Annotated in this window: 20 protein-coding genes; 7 read left to right on the top strand and 13 right to left on the bottom strand. The window is 69.9% G+C overall.

All coding sequences use genetic code 11. From position 1 onward, the window contains the following. Positions 1-164: 164 nt before the first annotated feature. From NQU54_RS30205 to NQU54_RS30195, 3 genes are read right to left on the bottom strand one after another with little or no spacing between them, the layout of a single operon-like run. Positions 165-356: a DUF397 domain-containing protein gene (locus NQU54_RS30205; protein ID WP_257633816.1), complete on the bottom strand. Its 192-nt coding sequence runs from the start codon at positions 354-356 to the stop codon at positions 165-167. 12 nt (positions 357-368) lie between these two features. Beyond that, a complete protein-coding gene (locus tag NQU54_RS30200; RefSeq protein WP_257633815.1) occupies positions 369-563 on the bottom strand; it encodes a DUF397 domain-containing protein in 195 nt (64 codons plus the stop codon). A gap of 14 nt (positions 564-577) precedes the next feature. Further along, complete coding sequence (locus NQU54_RS30195; protein ID WP_257633814.1) at positions 578-1,468, bottom strand: helix-turn-helix domain-containing protein; 891 nt, start codon at positions 1,466-1,468, stop codon at positions 578-580. Between the two features lie 106 nt (positions 1,469-1,574). On the opposite strand from NQU54_RS30195, the gene NQU54_RS50225 reads away from it, so the two are divergent. Together NQU54_RS50225 and NQU54_RS30185 are read left to right on the top strand one after the other, a co-directional pair. Beyond that, positions 1,575-2,084 carry an ATP-binding protein gene (locus tag NQU54_RS50225; protein WP_372506081.1) on the top strand — a complete coding sequence of 170 codons (510 nt, stop codon included), beginning with the start codon at positions 1,575-1,577 and terminating at the stop codon, positions 2,082-2,084. Further along, the gene (locus tag NQU54_RS30185; RefSeq protein WP_257633812.1) at positions 2,081-2,341 is read left to right on the top strand and encodes a hypothetical protein; all 261 of its coding nucleotides are present in this window, start codon (positions 2,081-2,083) and stop codon (positions 2,339-2,341) included. Before NQU54_RS50225 ends, NQU54_RS30185 begins: the two co-directional genes overlap by 4 nt. Before the next feature lie 137 nt (positions 2,342-2,478). Here the strand turns inward: NQU54_RS30185 and NQU54_RS30180 are convergent, their stop codons facing one another. The 4 genes from NQU54_RS30180 to NQU54_RS30165 form a co-directional block, all read right to left on the bottom strand. Beyond that, a complete protein-coding gene (locus tag NQU54_RS30180) occupies positions 2,479-3,201 on the bottom strand; it encodes a dienelactone hydrolase family protein (RefSeq protein WP_257633811.1) in 723 nt (240 codons plus the stop codon). 401 nt (positions 3,202-3,602) lie between these two features. Further along, positions 3,603-4,349 carry a hypothetical protein gene (locus NQU54_RS30175; protein WP_257633810.1) on the bottom strand — a complete coding sequence of 249 codons (747 nt, stop codon included), beginning with the start codon at positions 4,347-4,349 and terminating at the stop codon, positions 3,603-3,605. 302 nt (positions 4,350-4,651) lie between these two features. Further along, positions 4,652-4,780, bottom strand: coding sequence for a hypothetical protein (locus NQU54_RS30170; protein ID WP_257633809.1), 129 nt, complete (start codon positions 4,778-4,780; stop codon positions 4,652-4,654). Between the two features lie 406 nt (positions 4,781-5,186). Further along, complete coding sequence (locus NQU54_RS30165; protein ID WP_257633808.1) at positions 5,187-5,939, bottom strand: DUF4232 domain-containing protein; 753 nt, start codon at positions 5,937-5,939, stop codon at positions 5,187-5,189. Positions 5,940-6,317: 378 nt separating this feature from the next. On the opposite strand from NQU54_RS30165, the gene NQU54_RS30160 reads away from it, so the two are divergent. Beyond that, a complete protein-coding gene (locus NQU54_RS30160) occupies positions 6,318-6,941 on the top strand; it encodes a M23 family metallopeptidase (RefSeq protein ID WP_257633807.1) in 624 nt (207 codons plus the stop codon). A 26-nt stretch (positions 6,942-6,967) separates the two neighbouring features. Here the strand turns inward: NQU54_RS30160 and NQU54_RS30155 are convergent, their stop codons facing one another. Continuing rightward, on the bottom strand, positions 6,968-7,546 hold the full coding sequence (locus NQU54_RS30155; protein WP_257633806.1) for a TetR/AcrR family transcriptional regulator: 579 nt from the start codon (positions 7,544-7,546) through the stop codon (positions 6,968-6,970). Positions 7,547-7,705: 159 nt separating this feature from the next. Here NQU54_RS30155 and NQU54_RS30150 point away from each other — a divergent pair, with 159 nt between their 5' ends. The 3 genes from NQU54_RS30150 to NQU54_RS30140 all read left to right on the top strand — a co-directional run bounded on the left by NQU54_RS30150 (position 7,706) and on the right by NQU54_RS30140 (position 10,468). Next, entirely contained in the window at positions 7,706-9,340 is a 1,635-nt protein-coding gene (locus tag NQU54_RS30150) for an MDR family MFS transporter (RefSeq protein WP_306279199.1), read from the top strand. A gap of 100 nt (positions 9,341-9,440) precedes the next feature. Further along, positions 9,441-9,923 (top strand): helix-turn-helix domain-containing protein, encoded by a 483-nt coding sequence (locus tag NQU54_RS30145; protein ID WP_257633804.1) that lies wholly within the window; start codon positions 9,441-9,443, stop codon positions 9,921-9,923. Between the two features lie 83 nt (positions 9,924-10,006). Next, entirely contained in the window at positions 10,007-10,468 is a 462-nt protein-coding gene (locus tag NQU54_RS30140; protein WP_069873532.1) for a VOC family protein, read from the top strand. 80 nt (positions 10,469-10,548) lie between these two features. Here the strand turns inward: NQU54_RS30140 and cseC are convergent, their stop codons facing one another. From cseC to NQU54_RS30115, 5 genes are all read right to left on the bottom strand, one after another. Further along, positions 10,549-11,868 carry a two-component system sensor histidine kinase CseC gene (cseC, locus tag NQU54_RS30135; protein WP_257633803.1) on the bottom strand — a complete coding sequence of 440 codons (1,320 nt, stop codon included), beginning with the start codon at positions 11,866-11,868 and terminating at the stop codon, positions 10,549-10,551. 6 nt (positions 11,869-11,874) lie between these two features. Beyond that, positions 11,875-12,582 carry a two-component system response regulator CseB gene (gene cseB / locus NQU54_RS30130; RefSeq protein ID WP_069873528.1) on the bottom strand — a complete coding sequence of 236 codons (708 nt, stop codon included), beginning with the start codon at positions 12,580-12,582 and terminating at the stop codon, positions 11,875-11,877. Between the two features lie 9 nt (positions 12,583-12,591). After that, complete coding sequence (locus NQU54_RS30125; RefSeq protein ID WP_257633802.1) at positions 12,592-13,281, bottom strand: hypothetical protein; 690 nt, start codon at positions 13,279-13,281, stop codon at positions 12,592-12,594. A gap of 26 nt (positions 13,282-13,307) precedes the next feature. Next, positions 13,308-13,919, bottom strand: a complete 612-nt coding sequence (locus NQU54_RS30120; RefSeq protein WP_069873518.1) for a SigE family RNA polymerase sigma factor — start codon at positions 13,917-13,919, stop codon at positions 13,308-13,310. Between the two features lie 389 nt (positions 13,920-14,308). Beyond that, positions 14,309-15,235: an iron-sulfur binding domain-containing protein gene (locus tag NQU54_RS30115; protein ID WP_069873517.1), complete on the bottom strand. Its 927-nt coding sequence runs from the start codon at positions 15,233-15,235 to the stop codon at positions 14,309-14,311. A gap of 292 nt (positions 15,236-15,527) precedes the next feature. On the opposite strand from NQU54_RS30115, the gene NQU54_RS30110 reads away from it, so the two are divergent. Further along, the gene (locus NQU54_RS30110) at positions 15,528-16,385 is read left to right on the top strand and encodes a hypothetical protein (protein WP_257633801.1); all 858 of its coding nucleotides are present in this window, start codon (positions 15,528-15,530) and stop codon (positions 16,383-16,385) included. Positions 16,386-16,485: the final 100 nt, after the last annotated feature.

Here is a 16,485-nt window from a genome sequence, read left to right as displayed (position 1 = left end):
GCGTCACCTGGCTCGGCTGATCAGCGGGCACACCTCTTGGGCCAACACGGCATTCGGCTGCGTCCACCAGCGCCAGATTGGCCATGCGGGACTCAACCGCGCGAAGCGCGCGAGATGCTGCCCGCACCTCCCATCCGGCCCACGTCGCGCGGGCGCGCCCCCCGTCAGACGGTGTGATCGAGCCGACCGGCCTTCACGACGCGTATGAAGACCCCGAGCGCGGCGGGGGTGGTGCGGAGCACCGAGTCGGGTTCGTCGCTCTCGCGCATGCGGATGTCGTCGGGGGTGGTGGCGAGTTCGACGCAGTTGGCTCCATCCGTACTGAACGAGGACTTGCGCCAGTTGAGCTGGGACATGACTGCCCTTCCTCAGCGGATGTGGTCGAAGCGTGCGGCTTTTACGGCTCGTATGAGCGACCGAAGTGCTGCTGGGTTGGTGCGGATCACCGCGCCCGGTTCGTCGCTCTCACGTATGCGGACGCCGTCGGCGACGGCGGCCAGTTCCACGCAGTTTTGGTGGACGTCCGCGCTGTAGGAGGACTTGCGCCACTTGGGGTCAGACATGACCACGCTTCCTGCTAGTAATGGCTGTAGAGGATGTGTTGGATCAGGCCGAGCGAATCTCGCACGTCGTGGCTGAGCGCGGATGGGCCGCCGACCACTGGCGGGAGGGCTTCGGTGCGGAGCCGGTCGAAGTGCCGTTGATACTCGGTGACCGAGTCCGGGTCATGGAGGAACATGGACCGGCTGGCGTGGTCCATCTGGATGGTTTCCAGAATCCCGCCGTGCGAAGCGATCAGGTTGAAGGGCGTGTTCACCATCGGAACGCCGTCCGCAGTAAAGGGCAGGACCTGAATCGTCACATGCGGCAGTTCCGCCAGTTCTACGAGCCGTAGCAACTGCTTGCGTGTCACGGCCGAGCCGCCGAACCGCATGTGCAGCGCGGCCTCGTGAATAACGGCATGGATCGTGGGGGGCTCATCGCCGGTGAGAGCTGCCTGGCGCTGCATGCGGAACTCGACTGCCCGGTCGATGTCCACGGGGTTCGCCACCACATCGCTGCCCCGGAAGATGGCGCGGATGTAGTCCTCCGACTGGAAGACGCCGGGGATCAACAGTGACTCGTAGGAGCGAAGACTGGTGGTGCGGGACTCTAGTTCCGCCAAGTCGAGGGCTGCAACAGGCATGTTGCTTTTGTAGCCGCTCCACCAGCCCTTGCCCTTGTCTTCCGCGAGGCTGACCAACGCCTCGACAAACGGTGAACTCGTGCACCGGTAGCCTTCGCAAAGCCGACGCAGCCGCTCGGTCGGGATCGCCGTGCGGCCGCCCTCGACGTGGGTCAGGTGCACACGACCCATGTCGATGAGCGCGCCCGCCTCGTTCAGCGTCAACCCGGCTTGCTCGCGCAACCTTCGCAGCTCTGCGCCAAGGCGGCGCTGTCTCTCGGTGGGGTTGGTTCGCAGTGCCAACGGGGTCTCTCCTCAGGGTGTGGGCCACAGTTTGCCGTCAGGGGGTGGGTCGGTCCACTCATTCTCGCGGATAGGTTGAACTTGTCATCCCCAATCTCTACCGTATGTGTGGTGGCAGTCACACAGCGCAGCTGTGGGGGCCGCACGATGCCCGTTCACGAAGCGCCACGGAGGCGTCGCATGGGAGCACCCGCTCACCCGGAACATCCACACCGCTACACCCTCTCCGCCCCCGCCCTCCCCACTACCCCCCCGTCTGTGCCGCGACTTCGTGCGCGGGATCTTCGCGGCCTCGGGACTCTCCCAACTCGCCGAGGCGGCAGCCCTTTGCGCGTCGGAGTTAGTGACCAACGTCCATCGGCACGGCAAGGGCGATGTACGGATGGCCGCCACCGTCCGGCACGACCGCGTGCGGGTGACCGTCCACGACGACAGCCCCGAACTCCCCTCGCCCCGCCGCGCGGCGGGCCATGAGACCAACGGTCGCGGCCTCTTCCTGGTCACGGCCCTCTCCGACATCTGCGGTATGACCATCGACGAACCGGCCGAAGGCACAGGCAAAGCGGTGTGGTTCGAGTTCAACCTTCCGCCCACGAACACGAAAAGCACCGCATGAACCCCACCCCCGCCGAGCGGGTCGCAGCAATCCTCCGTGACGAGTTCGCCGCCCATGGCGTACGGCTCCCCGATATACGGGCCGACCTCGGCGACGCCCGGCACCCGCGACTGGAACTCGGCACCGTCCCGCTCGGCACGGGCTTCGCGCTGCTGCGCGTACTCACGGACTACCAGCGCCTGTTGAAGGCTGAGCGGGCCCGGTCCAGGCCCCCCACTCGGGGAGGCTGCGATGAGCCTCCGAGCGGCCCCGCGTAGTCAACGGGTACCGCCGCGATCGGGGCGGTTGTGCGTCTGCCGGCCACCGCTCATCGAGGAAGGCCGGGGCCTGTCCTCGATGAGCGGCATCGTGGCCGGTACCGCCTACCGTCCGCTGCCCGCCGGACGGCCCGGCCTCACTTCAGGTGCCGACCGAAGAACCGGTCCCCGTCCTCCACCTCGAACCATGGGGTGCCGAGGTGCCCGCCCAGGTTGGCGTGCAGCGTCTTCTCCTTGCTGCCGAAGGCGTCGAACAGGTCCAGGGCCCGTTGCCGGGGGTTCCCTTCGTCGTCCCACTGGAGCAGGAGCAGCAGCGGAATGGTGACCTGCCGGGCCTCCTCGCGCTGGGCGAGGGGCACATAACCCCCGGCGAAGAAACCGGCGGCCGCGATGCGCGGATCGACCGCCGCGAGGCGGATACCGAGGGCGGTCCACCCCGAGTACCCGACCGGGCCGCCGATCTCGGGCAGCGCAAGGAGGGCGTCCAGGGTGGTCCGCCATTCCGGGGCCGCCTTGTCGACCAGTGGGCCGACGAGGGATTCGAAGATCTCGTCGACCGGTTCGCCGGTCTGCATCGCTCGCCGGAGGTCGGCGCGGGCCTGCTCGTCGGCGGCGGAACGGGGCCGGACACCGCATCCGGCGGCGTCGATGGTGGCCACCGCGTAGCCACACGCCGCGGTGTACCGGGCCCGGGCCACCAGCCGGGGTTCCGCCTTGGGCAGGCCGTTGTTGTGGGCCATCAGGATCAGCGGGGTCGGTGCGGCGGATCCGGGCGTCCACAGGGTGCCGGGGATCTCGCCGAGGGTGAATTCGCGCTCGATGACGCCGTCGTCGAGGCGCTGTTCGGAAGTGAATCGCATGGTCGTGCCTTTCGGGAGTGCTGCTGAACGGCGCTCCCGGACGACCTATCGCCCGACCGTGACCCCGGAGGAGAGCACCCACGTCGATACGTTCACGGGTACCACCTCCTCGCTCTCTCGCACGGCCTCCGGAAAAGTAGCAGTGGCCGCCGTGGCCCGCCAACGGGTTTTCGCGGTGGCTCGGTGGCCGGATGCGCGCCGAGGAGCCCTCGGGCTTCGGGCTTGGGGCAAGGCGACCGACGCAGGACGTCCTCGTCCGTCATACGGGCGGTACGGCCGGCATCGGACAACCGTGGAACGCATACCCGTGCCCGTCCGGCAACTGGCGGTGGACCCGGGCGGACGCCCCCGGCCGATGAGTCGGCCGCCTCCGCACCGCGATACCCGCATAGGTGGCTGTCTCAGCGGCGTATGGTCACGCCGTGGCGTGTGCGCAGTCGGTGCAGTTCCCACAGGGAGAGCGCCGTCACCGACAGCGGTCCGCCGAACAGGGAGCAGATCTGGGCCCACAGCGGCCCGCCCGGCAGACCGCTCTCGGTCCCCTTCAAGACGGCGATGATCCACACCATCACCACGGTGATCACGGCTGGCAGCGCGGCGTGCACATAGGCGGTGTTGAAGGCTGAGCGGGCGACGTACGCCGAGGCCAGGAAGAAGAACGGCAGCCCCCACAGCACGAACACGAGCGCCGGGACCGCGGCCACGAACAACCACACGCCGTGCAGCCCTTCCAGCACCTCGGGGTTGGCCGAGATCCCCCACAGCGTGGCGGCGAGGACGGCCACGGTCAGGACGTACCAGCCGACGGTCTTGGCCGGGACGCTGAGCCGGGAGCGCAGCATCCGCCGCCGCTCCGCGGGCGCGTAGCGGATGAAGATTGCGATGATCAACGGTCCGGCGATGAGGAGCAGGATCGGGGTCAACATGACCATGGCGGCACTCTCGCTGGCCTGGTCCTTCAGGTCGCCATCCGATCCGTACATGTAGTACAGGGCCAATGTCGCGAGGACGCCGAGCACCGTCCGGGTGATCTGAACGCGGTTGACCACGGGGTCGTAGACGCGTCCGCCGCCCTCCTGGTCGAACAGTTTCCGCGCGGGCCGGTGCGCCAGGCGGAGCAGGGGGACGAGGATGAAGAGGAGAGGCACTCGCCGGTACCAGCGCCGACGCGTGGGCGTCGGCCGGTAGGGCCCGGGCGGCGGTGGCGGGGGCCCGTAGGGGTTCGGCGGCGGCGGCCCGTACGGGTCCGGAGCCGGTGGCGGCGTGTACGGATTGGGTGCCGGGGGCGGCGGCCCCCAACGATTGCCTCCCTGCCCAGGGCCGTTCGGCTGACCCCATCCCCCCGTTGCCATCGCAGCTCCTCCCCGTCCACGCGGTCGACCGCGCGTTTTTCGCCAGTGGCCGGGGAATTCTAGGGCACGAAGACGAACCGTGCCCTGCCTCGGAGTGCTCAGTTCTCGTGGCCCGGTTGGAGATCGCGCTCGGTACGGCCGCCGTCCGTGACCTGGAGGACCGTCGCCACCGACGGGCAGCCGACCGCGATGACCGGGTACCCGCCCGCCGCCAACTCCTCCATCACACAGCCCACTTCGCGGCCACCGCGGCTGGCCGGATCAGCTCGGTGAGCAGGCCACCGGCCCTCCGGACCGCCTGGCCCTGATCACGCGGCGACGCGGAAGCCGTTGGGTGGACGCCGCCGCGGCAGTGGTGTTCGGTTCCGTGCGCTACACTCGATCTTGTCGAAGCCGCCCGAACTCCGGGCAGTCGGCCGCGCGTTGGTGGTCCAAGGAAAGACGCCCCGCTTCCTGCGGGGAGATGCAGGTGCAAGGCTTGCCCAGCGCTCAAGAGACGAGCCCACTCCGCATGCGGGGTGGGCTCGCCGGGTTTCAGGGCCTTTACGGGCGCGCGCCGTGAAACGGAAGGCCGCTGCCCCGGTGTGACGCACCGGCGGGGCAGCGGACCTTCATGGCGCGGCTCCGAGCCGGTCAGCCGATGGGGTTGACGAAGGTGCCGGGGTGGGTGGCACCGCGCTGGTCGACGAGGGTGTCGCTCTCCCAGGGCCACTCGATCTTGAGGGCCTCGGTCTCGTTGGGCGGGGTGATCTCGACCCAGGCCGGCTGATAGAAGCCCTCTTCCTCCTTGGTGAAGGCGAGGTTGAGGGTGAACTCGGTGCTCTGGCCGGCCTCCACCTCCACGGAGCTCCACTTCTGCGAGGAGCGGACCAGCGACCAGCGCTGGCCGCCGTTCACCGAGGTCAGGTCCACACCGGGGAAACCGCCCAGCTTGCAGGAGTAGGAGCCCTTGTTCGTCAGGACGATGGTGGCGGTCGTCGAGCCGTCCGCGTCCCCCTCCGGCACCGGGAGCGCGTCCTCACCCGTGGCGAAGGCGGCTTCCAGGTTTTCGGTGTGGCAGCGCTCGACGCCCGCGTGCGCCCTGCCGCCGCCTTCGGTGGCGGCCTGTCCGCTGCCCGGCGCATTCTCCCCGGCGCCCGTCTCCGAGCCCCCCTTGGCCTTGGCGTCGGAACCCTGCGCACCGTCGGAGGAACCCTGTGCACCGTCGGAGGAACCCGACGAGCCGGACCCGGCCGGGGCCGTGTCGGCCTGGCCCGCGGACTTCGCGTTGCCGGCGTCCGAGTCGTTGCAGGCCGTCAGGGTCAGGGCGGCGGCCGCGGTCAGGACTGCGGCGGCGACGCGGAGGGTGCGACGGCGGGCGGTGCGGGCAGTGGAGTTGGAGCGCATTTCGGGTCCCCCAGAGTGGTCGGTGTCGTGGTCCGCTCGGTACGACAACAACTCTGGCCGGGGCCACTACCGCGACACTGCCGCCCCGCTAACGCCCGGCTAACCCGGTTGTGACCGAGGCGGCCAAGGCCCTTGGTCCCGAATCGGACATCCGAAAGTCCCGGCGAAGGTGACTTCCCGCACATGGTTTTTGGGATCTACTACGGGAAATAGGGGATCTCGCAGGTCAGGGGCGTGATGGAGATTTCCGGGAATTCCGCTCGGGAAACGTCCCGGATGGCAATTGACTACGTACCCGCTTAGTAGAACAACGCCTTGGCCTATTAACGAGAACGGGATAACAAGAGGCGTCCCAAAGACGCCTCTGGAGGTATTCCCATGGCCCCGCGCGCCACAAACCGCCGATTTTCGCTTACGTCCGTGTCCCGAGGACGCGCCGCCGTGGTCGCCGTGGGCCTGGGTGCCTCGCTCGCGCTCGGCGCCGGGACGGCGTTCGCCGTGGGGGCGGGCACCCCCGCCTCCGCCCCGTCCATCAGCCCGGCCGTCGCCAAGGCCCCGGCTCCCAAGGCCGCCGCGAAGGCGAGCGACTGGCAGACCCCGGTCGACAAGTACACGATCGGTGCGGCCTTCGGCCTGGCCGGCAACCTGTGGTCGCACAACCACAGCGGTCAGGACTTCGTCGTGCCGTCGGGCACCCCGGTGCACGCGGCCCACGACGGTGTGGTCGTCAAGGCGGGCCCGAACGGCGGCGGCGACGGCCCCGCGTACGGCAACGCGATAGTGATCAAGCACGACAACGCGACGTACTCGCAGTACGCCCACCTGTCCCGGATCGACGTACGGATCGGCCAGACGGTGCGCGAGGGCCAGCAGATCGGCCTGTCCGGCAGCACCGGCAACTCCACCGGCCCGCACCTGCACTTCGAGATCCGTACGACGCCGAACTACGGTTCCGCCGTCGCGCCGCTCAAGTTCCTCCGCGACCACGGCGTCAAGGTCTGACGCCGGTCATCGCCCACCGCGCGTTCTCAGCCGTGCGCCGATGACGCATGGGCCTGCTTCAGCAGATCGAGGGCGACCTCCAGGACAGCCTCGCGCTTGTCCTCGGGGTCGCCTTCGACCGTCTGGAGCGCGAACATCCGCGCATGCATGCTGAACAGCGCGGTGATGCTGCGGACCTGGTCGACCAGGGGCGCCTCTGGGTCCCGGATCAGGGCGGACATCGCGAACATCCGGTTCTTGAAGATCTGGCCGATGCTGAGCTCGCGCACCGTCGCCTGGTTCTCCTGCATGAACCGCATCAGCGGCTCGCCGATGTCCAGGGCCGTGTTGTAGCGGCGCAGCAGCTCCTGCTTGGTCTCCAGGGTGCGCGGCTGCTGCTCGCCCCAGGCGATCAGCTCGTCCAGCGGCCGGCCCAGGTCCTGGAACAGGCTGAGGACGATGTCCTCCTTGGTCTTGAAGTGGTAGTAGAGGGCCGCCTTGGTGACCTCGAGCCGCTCGGCGATCTCGCGCAGTGACGTTTTCTCGTAGCCATGCTCCGAGAAGAGCTCCAGGGCCACGTCCTGGATGCGCTGGCGGGTGTCGCCCCGCCGCGGTGTGCTGCCCATGGTGCTCTCCTGTGCTGGGTGCGGCTGCCGTCGGCAGGCCGAACGTAACTTACTTGACGCCCGGCTAGTTGGCGCCTTACCGTCTCCACTGTACTGAACTAGCCGGGCGGCAAGTAAGTGGGCGTCAGGGCTCTCATCACCCAGGGGGAGACGGAGAACATGGTCCGTAAACAATCAGACGACGAAGCGCCATCCGCTTCGAGATCGGCTCAGGCCCCCCAGGCGGTCCAGGAGCCCCCGGCCAAGGCCGGGCCGAAGCAGCGCAGCACCAGTGTGGTCATTTTCGCGTTGATGATCGCGATGCTGCTCGCGATGCTCGACAACATGATCGTGGGCACCGCGATGCCGACCATCGTCGGCGAGCTCGGCGGCCTCGACCACCTCTCCTGGGTGGTGACCGCGTACACCCTGGCCACCGCCGCCTCCACCCCCATCTGGGGCAAGCTCGGCGATATGTACGGCCGTAAGGGCGTCTTCCTCACCTCCATCGTGATCTTCCTCGGCGGCTCGGCGCTGTCCGGTATGGCACAGAGCATGGGTGAGCTGATCGGCTTCCGGGCCATTCAGGGCCTGGGCGCGGGCGGTCTGATGGTCGGCGTGATGGCGATCATCGGCGATCTGGTGCCGCCCCGGGAGCGCGGCCGCTACCAGGGCATCATGGCCGGTGTGATGGCCGTGGCCATGATCGGTGGCCCGCTGGTCGGCGGCACCCTCACCGACCACCTCGGCTGGCGCTGGATCTTCTACATCAACCTTCCGCTCGGCGCCATCGCCCTCGCGGCGATCACCGCGGTGCTGCACCTGCCCAAGAAGCGCTCCCAGGGACGGATCGACTACACCGGCGCGGCCCTGCTGACCGTGGGCATCACCGCGCTCGTGCTGATCACCACCTGGGGCGGCAACGAGTACGCGTGGGGCTCGTTCGAGATCATCGGGCTCGGGGCGCTCGGTGTCCTCGCGCTCGTCGCGTTCCTCTACGTCGAGACAAAGGTCGCAGAGCCCGTACTGCCGCTGCACATCTTCCGGAACCGCAACTTCACGCTGGTCACCGCGATCGGCTTCCTCACCGGTTTCGTGATGTTCGGCTCGACCACCTTCCTGCCGCTCTACCAGCAGACCGTCCAGGGTGCCACGGCCACCAACTCCGGGCTGCTGCTGCTCCCGATGCTGCTGGGCATGCTGGTCGTCTCGCTGGTCGCGGGCCGGGTCACCACCCAGACCGGCAAGTACAAGATCTTCCCGATCGTCGGCGGCCTGCTGATCACCGTCGGGATGTTCCTGCTGTCCACGATGGACACCGAGACCACCCGCTTCACCTCCGGTCTCTACATGGCGGTGCTCGGCATGGGCATGGGCTGCCTGATGCAGACGACCATGCTCGTGGCGCAGAACAGCGTCGAGATGAAGGACATGGGCGTCGGCAGCTCCTCCGCCACCCTCTTCCGCACCCTGGGCGGCTCCTTCGGCGTCGCCATCCTCGGCGCCCTGTTCACCAGCCAGGTGCGGGACACCATGACCGAGCGGGGCGGCGGGAAGGCCGCGGCCATCACCTCCGGAAGCGCCCAGCTCGACCCGGCCAGCCTCAAGCTGCTGCCGCCGCCCATCAGGGACGCGTACACCCACGCGGTGGCCAGCGGTGCCCACCAGGTGTTCCTGTGGGGCGCGCTGATCAGCATCATCGGTGCCGTCGCCGCCTGGTTCGTCAAGGAGGTCCCGCTGCGCGGGGCCGCCGCCAAGTCCGCCGACAGCGACGGGGCTCCGGCCGAGGCGGCGCCGGCCGCCGAGACCGTCTGAGCGACGACTTCCTCTTCCTGTGGGGCCCCTGTGAACGGAAGTTCGCAGGGGCCCCACGTCCGTGCGGCCGCTGTCAGCGGGGCATGACAGCATCGGCCCCATGGTGACCTCGCCGGACGAGGCGCGGCTGGCGCTCCTGCGCCGGCTGCGCCTCGCGAAGGACGTGATGGACCGCGACTGGGCCGAGCCGCTCGACCTGGACGCGGTCGCCGCGCACGCCGGCTATTCGCGCTACCACTTCATCCGCGCCTTCAAGGGCGCCTACGGCTCCACACCCGGCCAGTACCTGACCCGGCGCCGCATCGAGCGGGCCGAGGAGCTGCTGCGCTCGGCCAATCTCTCGGTCACCGAGATCTGCTCGCTCGTCGGCTTCAGCAGCCTCGGCACCTTCTCGACCAGCTTCAAGAAGCAGACCGGACTCACCCCCACCGCCTACCGGGAGCTGCACGTCGGCCGGGGCGCGGCGGTCATCCCGGGGTGCTACGCCATGCTCTGGTACGGCGGGCGCGATGCCCGTGCCCTCCGCGCCAAGGAGAGCGAGACGCCCTCCGGGACCGGCGATTCCGAGGACAGCAATTCTTGAGAAGCGGGGCGGACTCCCTGCTGCCTACGGTGGCGACATCGCGGCGATGCGCGCGATCCATCCCGATACCTCCGGAGGCAGCAATGATCAAGGGGATGTCCATCGTCACCGTCTGGGTCCTCGACCAGGACCGGGCCAAGGAGTTCTACACCGAGAAGCTGGGCTTCGAGATCCGCACCGATATGACCGTCGGCGAGGGCGGCGGCGGTATGCGCTGGCTGACCGTCGGCGCCAAGGACCAGCCGGATGTGCAGCTGACCCTGATGGTGCCCAGCTCGCCGGGGCTCGACCCGGAGTCCGCCGAGGCCCTCAGGAAGCTGGTCGCCAAGGGTGTGCTCGGCCCCGGGGTGATCACCACCGATGACATCCACCGGGACTACGAGGCGCTCAAGGCGAAGGGCGTGGAGTTCGTCCAGGAGCCCCAGGAGCGTCCGTACGGCACCGAGGCGCTCTTCCGCGACGACTCCGGCAACTGGTTCTCGTTCACCCAGCCCCGCGAGGAGATGGACTACAGCCGGCCCTGGGACGGCTGTACCTCGAGCTGAGACCGCTTGAACAGAGCGCTCCTGAGCGAGCGATGCTCCTGAGCCGAGCGGTCTTTAGCCGAGCGCCCCCGAGCCGAGTCTCAGTCCGGCACCTCGATGATCGGGAAGCTGCCGGTGTTGGTGGGCGCCGACTCCGGCAGCCAGAGCACGGCGACCGCGCCCCGGCACTCGCCCTCCGTCCCGTCACCGCTGTCCATCAGCGGATCGGCGTTGCGGAACGTCAGCCGGGCGCCCAGCACCCGCGCCTGGCCCGCGGCTATGGTCAGCCCCAGGCCGTGCCCGGTGCCCGCGCGGTCCTTGCTGCCGGTGCGGAACCGGCTGGGCCCGTCCTTCAGCAGCTCCTCCGGGAAGCCGGCGCCGTGGTCGCGGACGCGCAGTATCCGTCCCTCGACGGTGACCTCGAAGGGCGGTTTGCCGTGCCGTGCGGCGTTGGCCAGCAGATTGCCCATGATCCGCTCCAGCCGCCGTGGGTCGGTGGAGACATGGGCGTCGCGCACCACGTTGATCACCGCGTCGGGGGCCACCGTCCGCACCCGGCGGGTGATGAACTCGGCCACGGCGATCTCCTGGAGCTCCGCGCGCTCCGCGAAGCCGTCCAGCCGCGCGACCTCCAGGACGTCCTCGACCAGGGTGCGCATCGCCTGCGCCCGGTCCCGCACCAGCTCGGTGGGGCGGCCGGGCGGCAGCAGTTCGGCGGCGGTGAGCAGCCCGGTGACCGGGGTGCGCAGCTCGTGTGCGATATCGGCGGTGACTCGGCGCTCGGCCTCCAGCCGCTGCTGGAGCGCCTCGGCCATACCGTCGACCGCACGCGCCAGATCGTCGGTTTCATCGCGCACCCGGCCGCCGATCGCCTCGCGCACGCGGACCTCGGAGTCGCCCTCGGCCAGCTTGCGGGCGGCGGTGGCCGCCTTGCGCAGCCGCCGGGAGAGCTGGTCGCCGACGAGCACACCGAGCGCGATACCGCCCAGCACCACCGACAACGAGCCGATGATCAGCACCCGGTCGAGGTCGTTGAGGACCGCGAAGCGGTCCTGGAACTTGGTGTGGACGGACAGCACCTTGCCGTTCCGCAGCGGTACCGAGGCCCACACCTCGGGGGTGCCGGTGCCGGAGTCCTCCAGATAGGTGGCGCGCTGGCCGCGCCACGCCTCCTTCTTCAGCTGCTCGGGCAGGTGCGGATCGTCCAGCTTGGCGCCGAACCCCAGCACCCGGGACTGCTCGTACCACCGCTGGGCGACCTTCACCCGCTCGTCCATCACGGTGCGGCTGTTGTCGAGCATCGAGACGCGGGCCGCGTTGTGGACGACGAGGCTCAGCACGACCGCGACGAGCGTGCTCACGGCGGCGATGGCGAGGCTGACCTTCCACCGCAGCCCGGTGCGCAGTGCGAACCGCCGCAACGCCGCTCAGCCCTTGAGCTTGTAGCCGAAGCCGCGGACCGTCTCGATCCGGTCCTGGCCTATCTTGCCGCGCAGCCGCTGCACATGGACGTCCACGACCCGGGTGTCCCCGCCCCAGCCGTACTCCCAGACCCGCTCCAGCAGCCGGTCGCGGGAGAGCACAGTGCCGGGCGCGGCCGAGAACTCCAGCAGCAGCCGCATCTCGGTCGGGGTGAGCGCGACCCGCCGGCCGCCCTTGCGGACCTCCATGCCCTCGGGGTCGACCTCCAGATCGCCGAAGCGCAGCACCCCGCCGTCGGGCTCCTCGGGGACGGGTTCCCCGCCCCGCCCGCCGGGGCCGCTGGCGTGGCCGAAGCGGCGCAGTACGGCCCGGATGCGGGCGACCAGCACCGCGCCGTCGAAGGGCTTGGTCACATAGTCGTCGGCGCCGGCTTCGAGGCCGAGCACCACATCGATGGAGTCAGCGCGCGCCGAGAGCATGATCACGGGAACGGTCGACTCATCGCGGATCCGGCGGCACAGGCTGACCCCGTCCAGGCCCGGAACCATCACATCGAGCAGCGCGATATCGGGGCGGTCGGCGCGGAAGCGCTCGAGGCCGGTCAGCCCGTCGGGCGCGGCCGTCACGAGAAAGCCGTCGCGCTCCAGGGCGAGCTGCGTGGCTTCACGGATGACATCGTCGTCCTCGACGAAGAGCACATGGGTCTCGGCCACAGCCTCGCTTCAGCCTTCCGTTCCGTCGCCGGCGCTCGCGGCGGGCACCGGGGTCGCGTCGTCCTTGGGCACATTCTTGCTGTAGTCGGTGTACTTGCGGGACCGCACCGTGAACGTCCGGTCGGCCCCGGCCCAGCGGTAGGTGACCACGGTCTCGCTCGACGGGCAGCAGACCGAGTCCCCCGAGGTGTAGGAGAGCTTGGTCACCCGCAGCGCGTCCTTGGCGACATCGGCGTAGACCGGCGGCTGCTCGTCGCTGAAGACGTTCACATACCGGTCGCCCACCTTGCGGTACACATACGAGCCGATGCCGAAGCCATCGGCGCAGGTCATGACGTTGATGACCAGGTCGGAGGGGGAGGCCCCGGTCAGCCGGCCGTACGTCACGTCCACCGGGTAGCCCTCGATCTTCCGCTTGCCGTCGGGCCCCTTGCCCTTGGCGCAGGGCTTGAGGTTCGCCTTCAGGTCGCCGCTGACGCTCGGATCCGCCTTGACCAGCTTGATCGCGTCGACCTTCTGCCCGGCCGGTGACGACCGGCCCGAGCCGTGTCCGCTCGTGTACGCACCCGAGTCGGCGGCCGAGGCCCACTCGGTGCGCGCCGGTCCCTCCTTGCGCACACCCTGGTCCGCGGCGCCGTATCCGGCCAGCATCCAGCCGCCGGCGGCCGCGAGGCCCACGACCGCACCGCCGGTGATCATGGCTGTTCTGCCAGGAGAGGCCCTGGTCAGGCCGCGCACCGTTCTTGCCCCCGCTCCTGGCGGGCGCGCCGGACCCGACCCGTGTGCCGCCGGACGTTGGCGGCCGGCTTGGTGTCCCCGTCCTGACGGCCGAGCGCGCGGGCGTCCAGATCGCGGCTCTCCAGCTCCTGCCGCAGCCGGGCCAGCGCCCGGTGCAGTGTGCTCTTGACCGTTCCGGTCGACATTCCGAGCGCCTCCGCGGTCTCTTCGGTCGTCATCTGCTCCCAGTGTCGCAGGACCACGACACTGCGCTGCTTGGGAGCCAGCACCGAGAGGATGTCCATCAACAGGGCGCGGTCGGCGTGCTGCTCGGTGCCGTCGTCGACACTCGCCTCGGGAAGCTGCTCGGTGGGCACCTCGTCCAGCTTGCGGGCGCGCCACCACTCGGTACGGGTGTTGATCATCACGCGCCGGAGATAGGCATCGGCGAGCGATTTATCCGCTATGCCGTCCCAGCGGCCGTAGGTGCGCACCAAGGCGGTCTGGAGCAGATCCTGTGCCTCGACCGGGTCCGGGATCAGCCGACGGGCGCTGCGCAGCAGCGCGTCCTGCCGATTCCGCACGTACTCCTCAAAGTCCAGAACATTGCCGCTGCTCATGGTGTGCAGCCTCCATCCGCCTTTTGGGCTCGGTTCGCCTCCGGGGCGCTTCCGCCTCCCCCAGCTACCGCTGGGAGGTGCCCCCTGTCGACGGTCGACCGTGCTCGGCCGCTCGTTCCTCGCGGCCTGCGCGCTCTCCCTTACGACAGCGACGCGCTCCTTTGGCTCACTCGCCGCGTCTTCCCCACCGTTGATGTGACCGGCTCTTCGCTCGGCACGGGAAGGACGCTACGGAGGCGCTGTTGCGGCGCCATGCGCATCTGCGCCTCGGCGAACGCACAGCTATCCATAGGTTGTGTAACAACGGAACCCGGTCCGACGGGATGTCGGAACCGGGTCCTGGGGGTGTCACAGGTCTGTCACAGACAGGGCCGTGACGAGGGATGTTCTCAGGTCAGCGGCAGCCGGTAGAGCCCGCCGGAAAGCGGTTCGACCAGCCCGTCGGAGACCAGCCCGTCCAGCGCGCGGGCCCGCTGCACCGGCTCGTCCCACACCTGATCCAGCGTCGTCTGCGGTACCGGTGTCACGGCCTCCCGCAACACCGCGAGCAGCTTGCCGCGCACCTGGCGGTCCGTACCCGCGTAGGTCTGGCCGCGCCGCGGCGGTCCGTCGTGCTCCGGGGAACCGGCCTGACGCCACGCGCACAGCGCGGCGATCGGGCAGCGCGCGCAGTCGGGGGTGCGGGCCGTGCAGATCAGCGCGCCCAGCTCCATCGTGGCGGCCGCCCAGCGCGCCGCGGTCGGCTCCTCCTCCGGGAGCAGGAGCCGGGCCAGCTTGCGCTCGGCGGCGGTGGTGGCGTTCGGCGGGTACTGCGCACCGCTGACCGCGCGCGCGAACACCCGGCGGACATTGGTGTCCAGCACCGGATGGCGCTGGCCGTACGCGAACGAGGCCACGGCCGCCGCCGTGTACTCACCCACGCCCGGCAGCGCCAGCAACTGGGCGTGGTCACGCGGCACGTCACCGCCGTGCCGCTCCCTTATGGCGGCCGCGGCGCCGTGCAGCCGAAGCGCCCGGCGCGGATAGCCGAGCCGGCCCCAGGCGCGGACCGCCTCACCGGGCGGCTCGGCGGCCAGGTCGGCGGGGCGCGGCCAGCGGGCGAGCCACTGCTCGTACACCGGCAGCACCCGGTTCACCGGGGTCTGCTGGAGCATGAACTCGCTCACCATCACACCCCAGGCGCCGGCCTCGGGGCGGCGCCAGGGCAGGTCGCGCGCGTGCGCGTCGAACCAGTCGATCACGGGCCGGTGCAGCGCGGCTCCGTCGGGGTCGGAGGAGGCGGCGGCCGGGACGGCGGAAGCGGAAATGGCAGTCATCGCCCTCGATCCTGACACGACGGGGCGGCTCGCGGGGCCCAGGGCGCGGGCGTTCGGGTCGAGCCGCTCCAGTCGTTGCCAAATCGTGCGATCCGGGCGCCGACAAGGGAACGGATGGACGCTCGCCGCGCCTGGGTGCGGTCTTTTCGTGATCTCGGGGTGATCTCGGGGTGACCTCGTGGACGCCTTGTGGACCCCTCATGTGCGGGATCCGGTCGGATCATGAGAAAAGTAGGGCCCGTAGCGGGGGTTATTGGCCGGTACCGCTCCCGATCTCTCGTAGAGTTTCCGCGTGGGATCTCTGCGCAATCCGATCGGGCCGCTTCCCTCCTCCATTTACTGGCGGCGGAGGGCCGTTGCGCTCGCCCTTTTCATCGCCATCGTTCTCGTGGTCATCTGGGCCTTCGGCTGGGGTGGTTCGGGCGGCGGCGGAAGTGACGAGGGCAAGGGATCGGGTGGCGGGGGACCCGCGAGCACGATCACCCCGGGACCCTCCTCCTCCGGGCCGGTCAACAGCGAACGGCCGGGCGGACGCGACGAGTCGGACAACGGCGGCTCGGGCTCCGGCGACTCCGGCGGCAGCGGCGGCGGCTCGGACGACGGCGGTAAGGACACCGCCGGCGGCAGCGGCTCCGGCGGTGCGGGTGGCACGGGCGGCTCTTCGGGCGGTGGCCGCGCGGGCGGTGGCATCGGCACCGGGACCGGGCGGGGTCTGCCCGCCGGGTCGAGCCTGCCGGACTGCCGCTCCGGTGACGCGGAGTTGACGGTGCGCAGCGTCAAGGACTCCAAGGTCAAGAACACCTGGGCGCCGGGCGAGAAGCCCACCTTCGAGATCGTCGTGAAGAACACCAAGTCGAGCTCCTGCAAGGTCGACTTCGGCCGCACGGCGGCCTCGCTGACCATCACCGACGCCCAGAACGCCCACGTCTGGGCCTCCGGCGACTGCCCGGAGGGCAGCGCCTCCGCGCTGATCGAGGTGGCGGGCTCCGGCCAGGCCAAGCGCACCGTGGAGTGGGACCGCAAGCGCAGCGCCGAGCACTGCGCCACCCCGTCGGGCAGCGCGTCGGCCAAGCCCGGCACCTATCTGGTCGAGGTGAAGGTGGACGGCCTCGGCACGGCGAAGGTGTCGTTCGTCCTCGAGAAGGACTGACCAGCGGCTTTCGCGGCCGCGTCCACGATCACGCGGGCGCCGCGCCCCACCGCTGGACCCACCCTGGCCAGCTGGATCTGCCTCGGCCAGGAGGTGTCCG

The organism is Streptomyces malaysiensis subsp. samsunensis, from assembly GCF_024519315.1.
Lineage (GTDB): Bacteria > Actinomycetota > Actinomycetes > Streptomycetales > Streptomycetaceae > Streptomyces > Streptomyces malaysiensis.
This window is presented reverse-complemented; position numbering and strand designations above follow the sequence as displayed.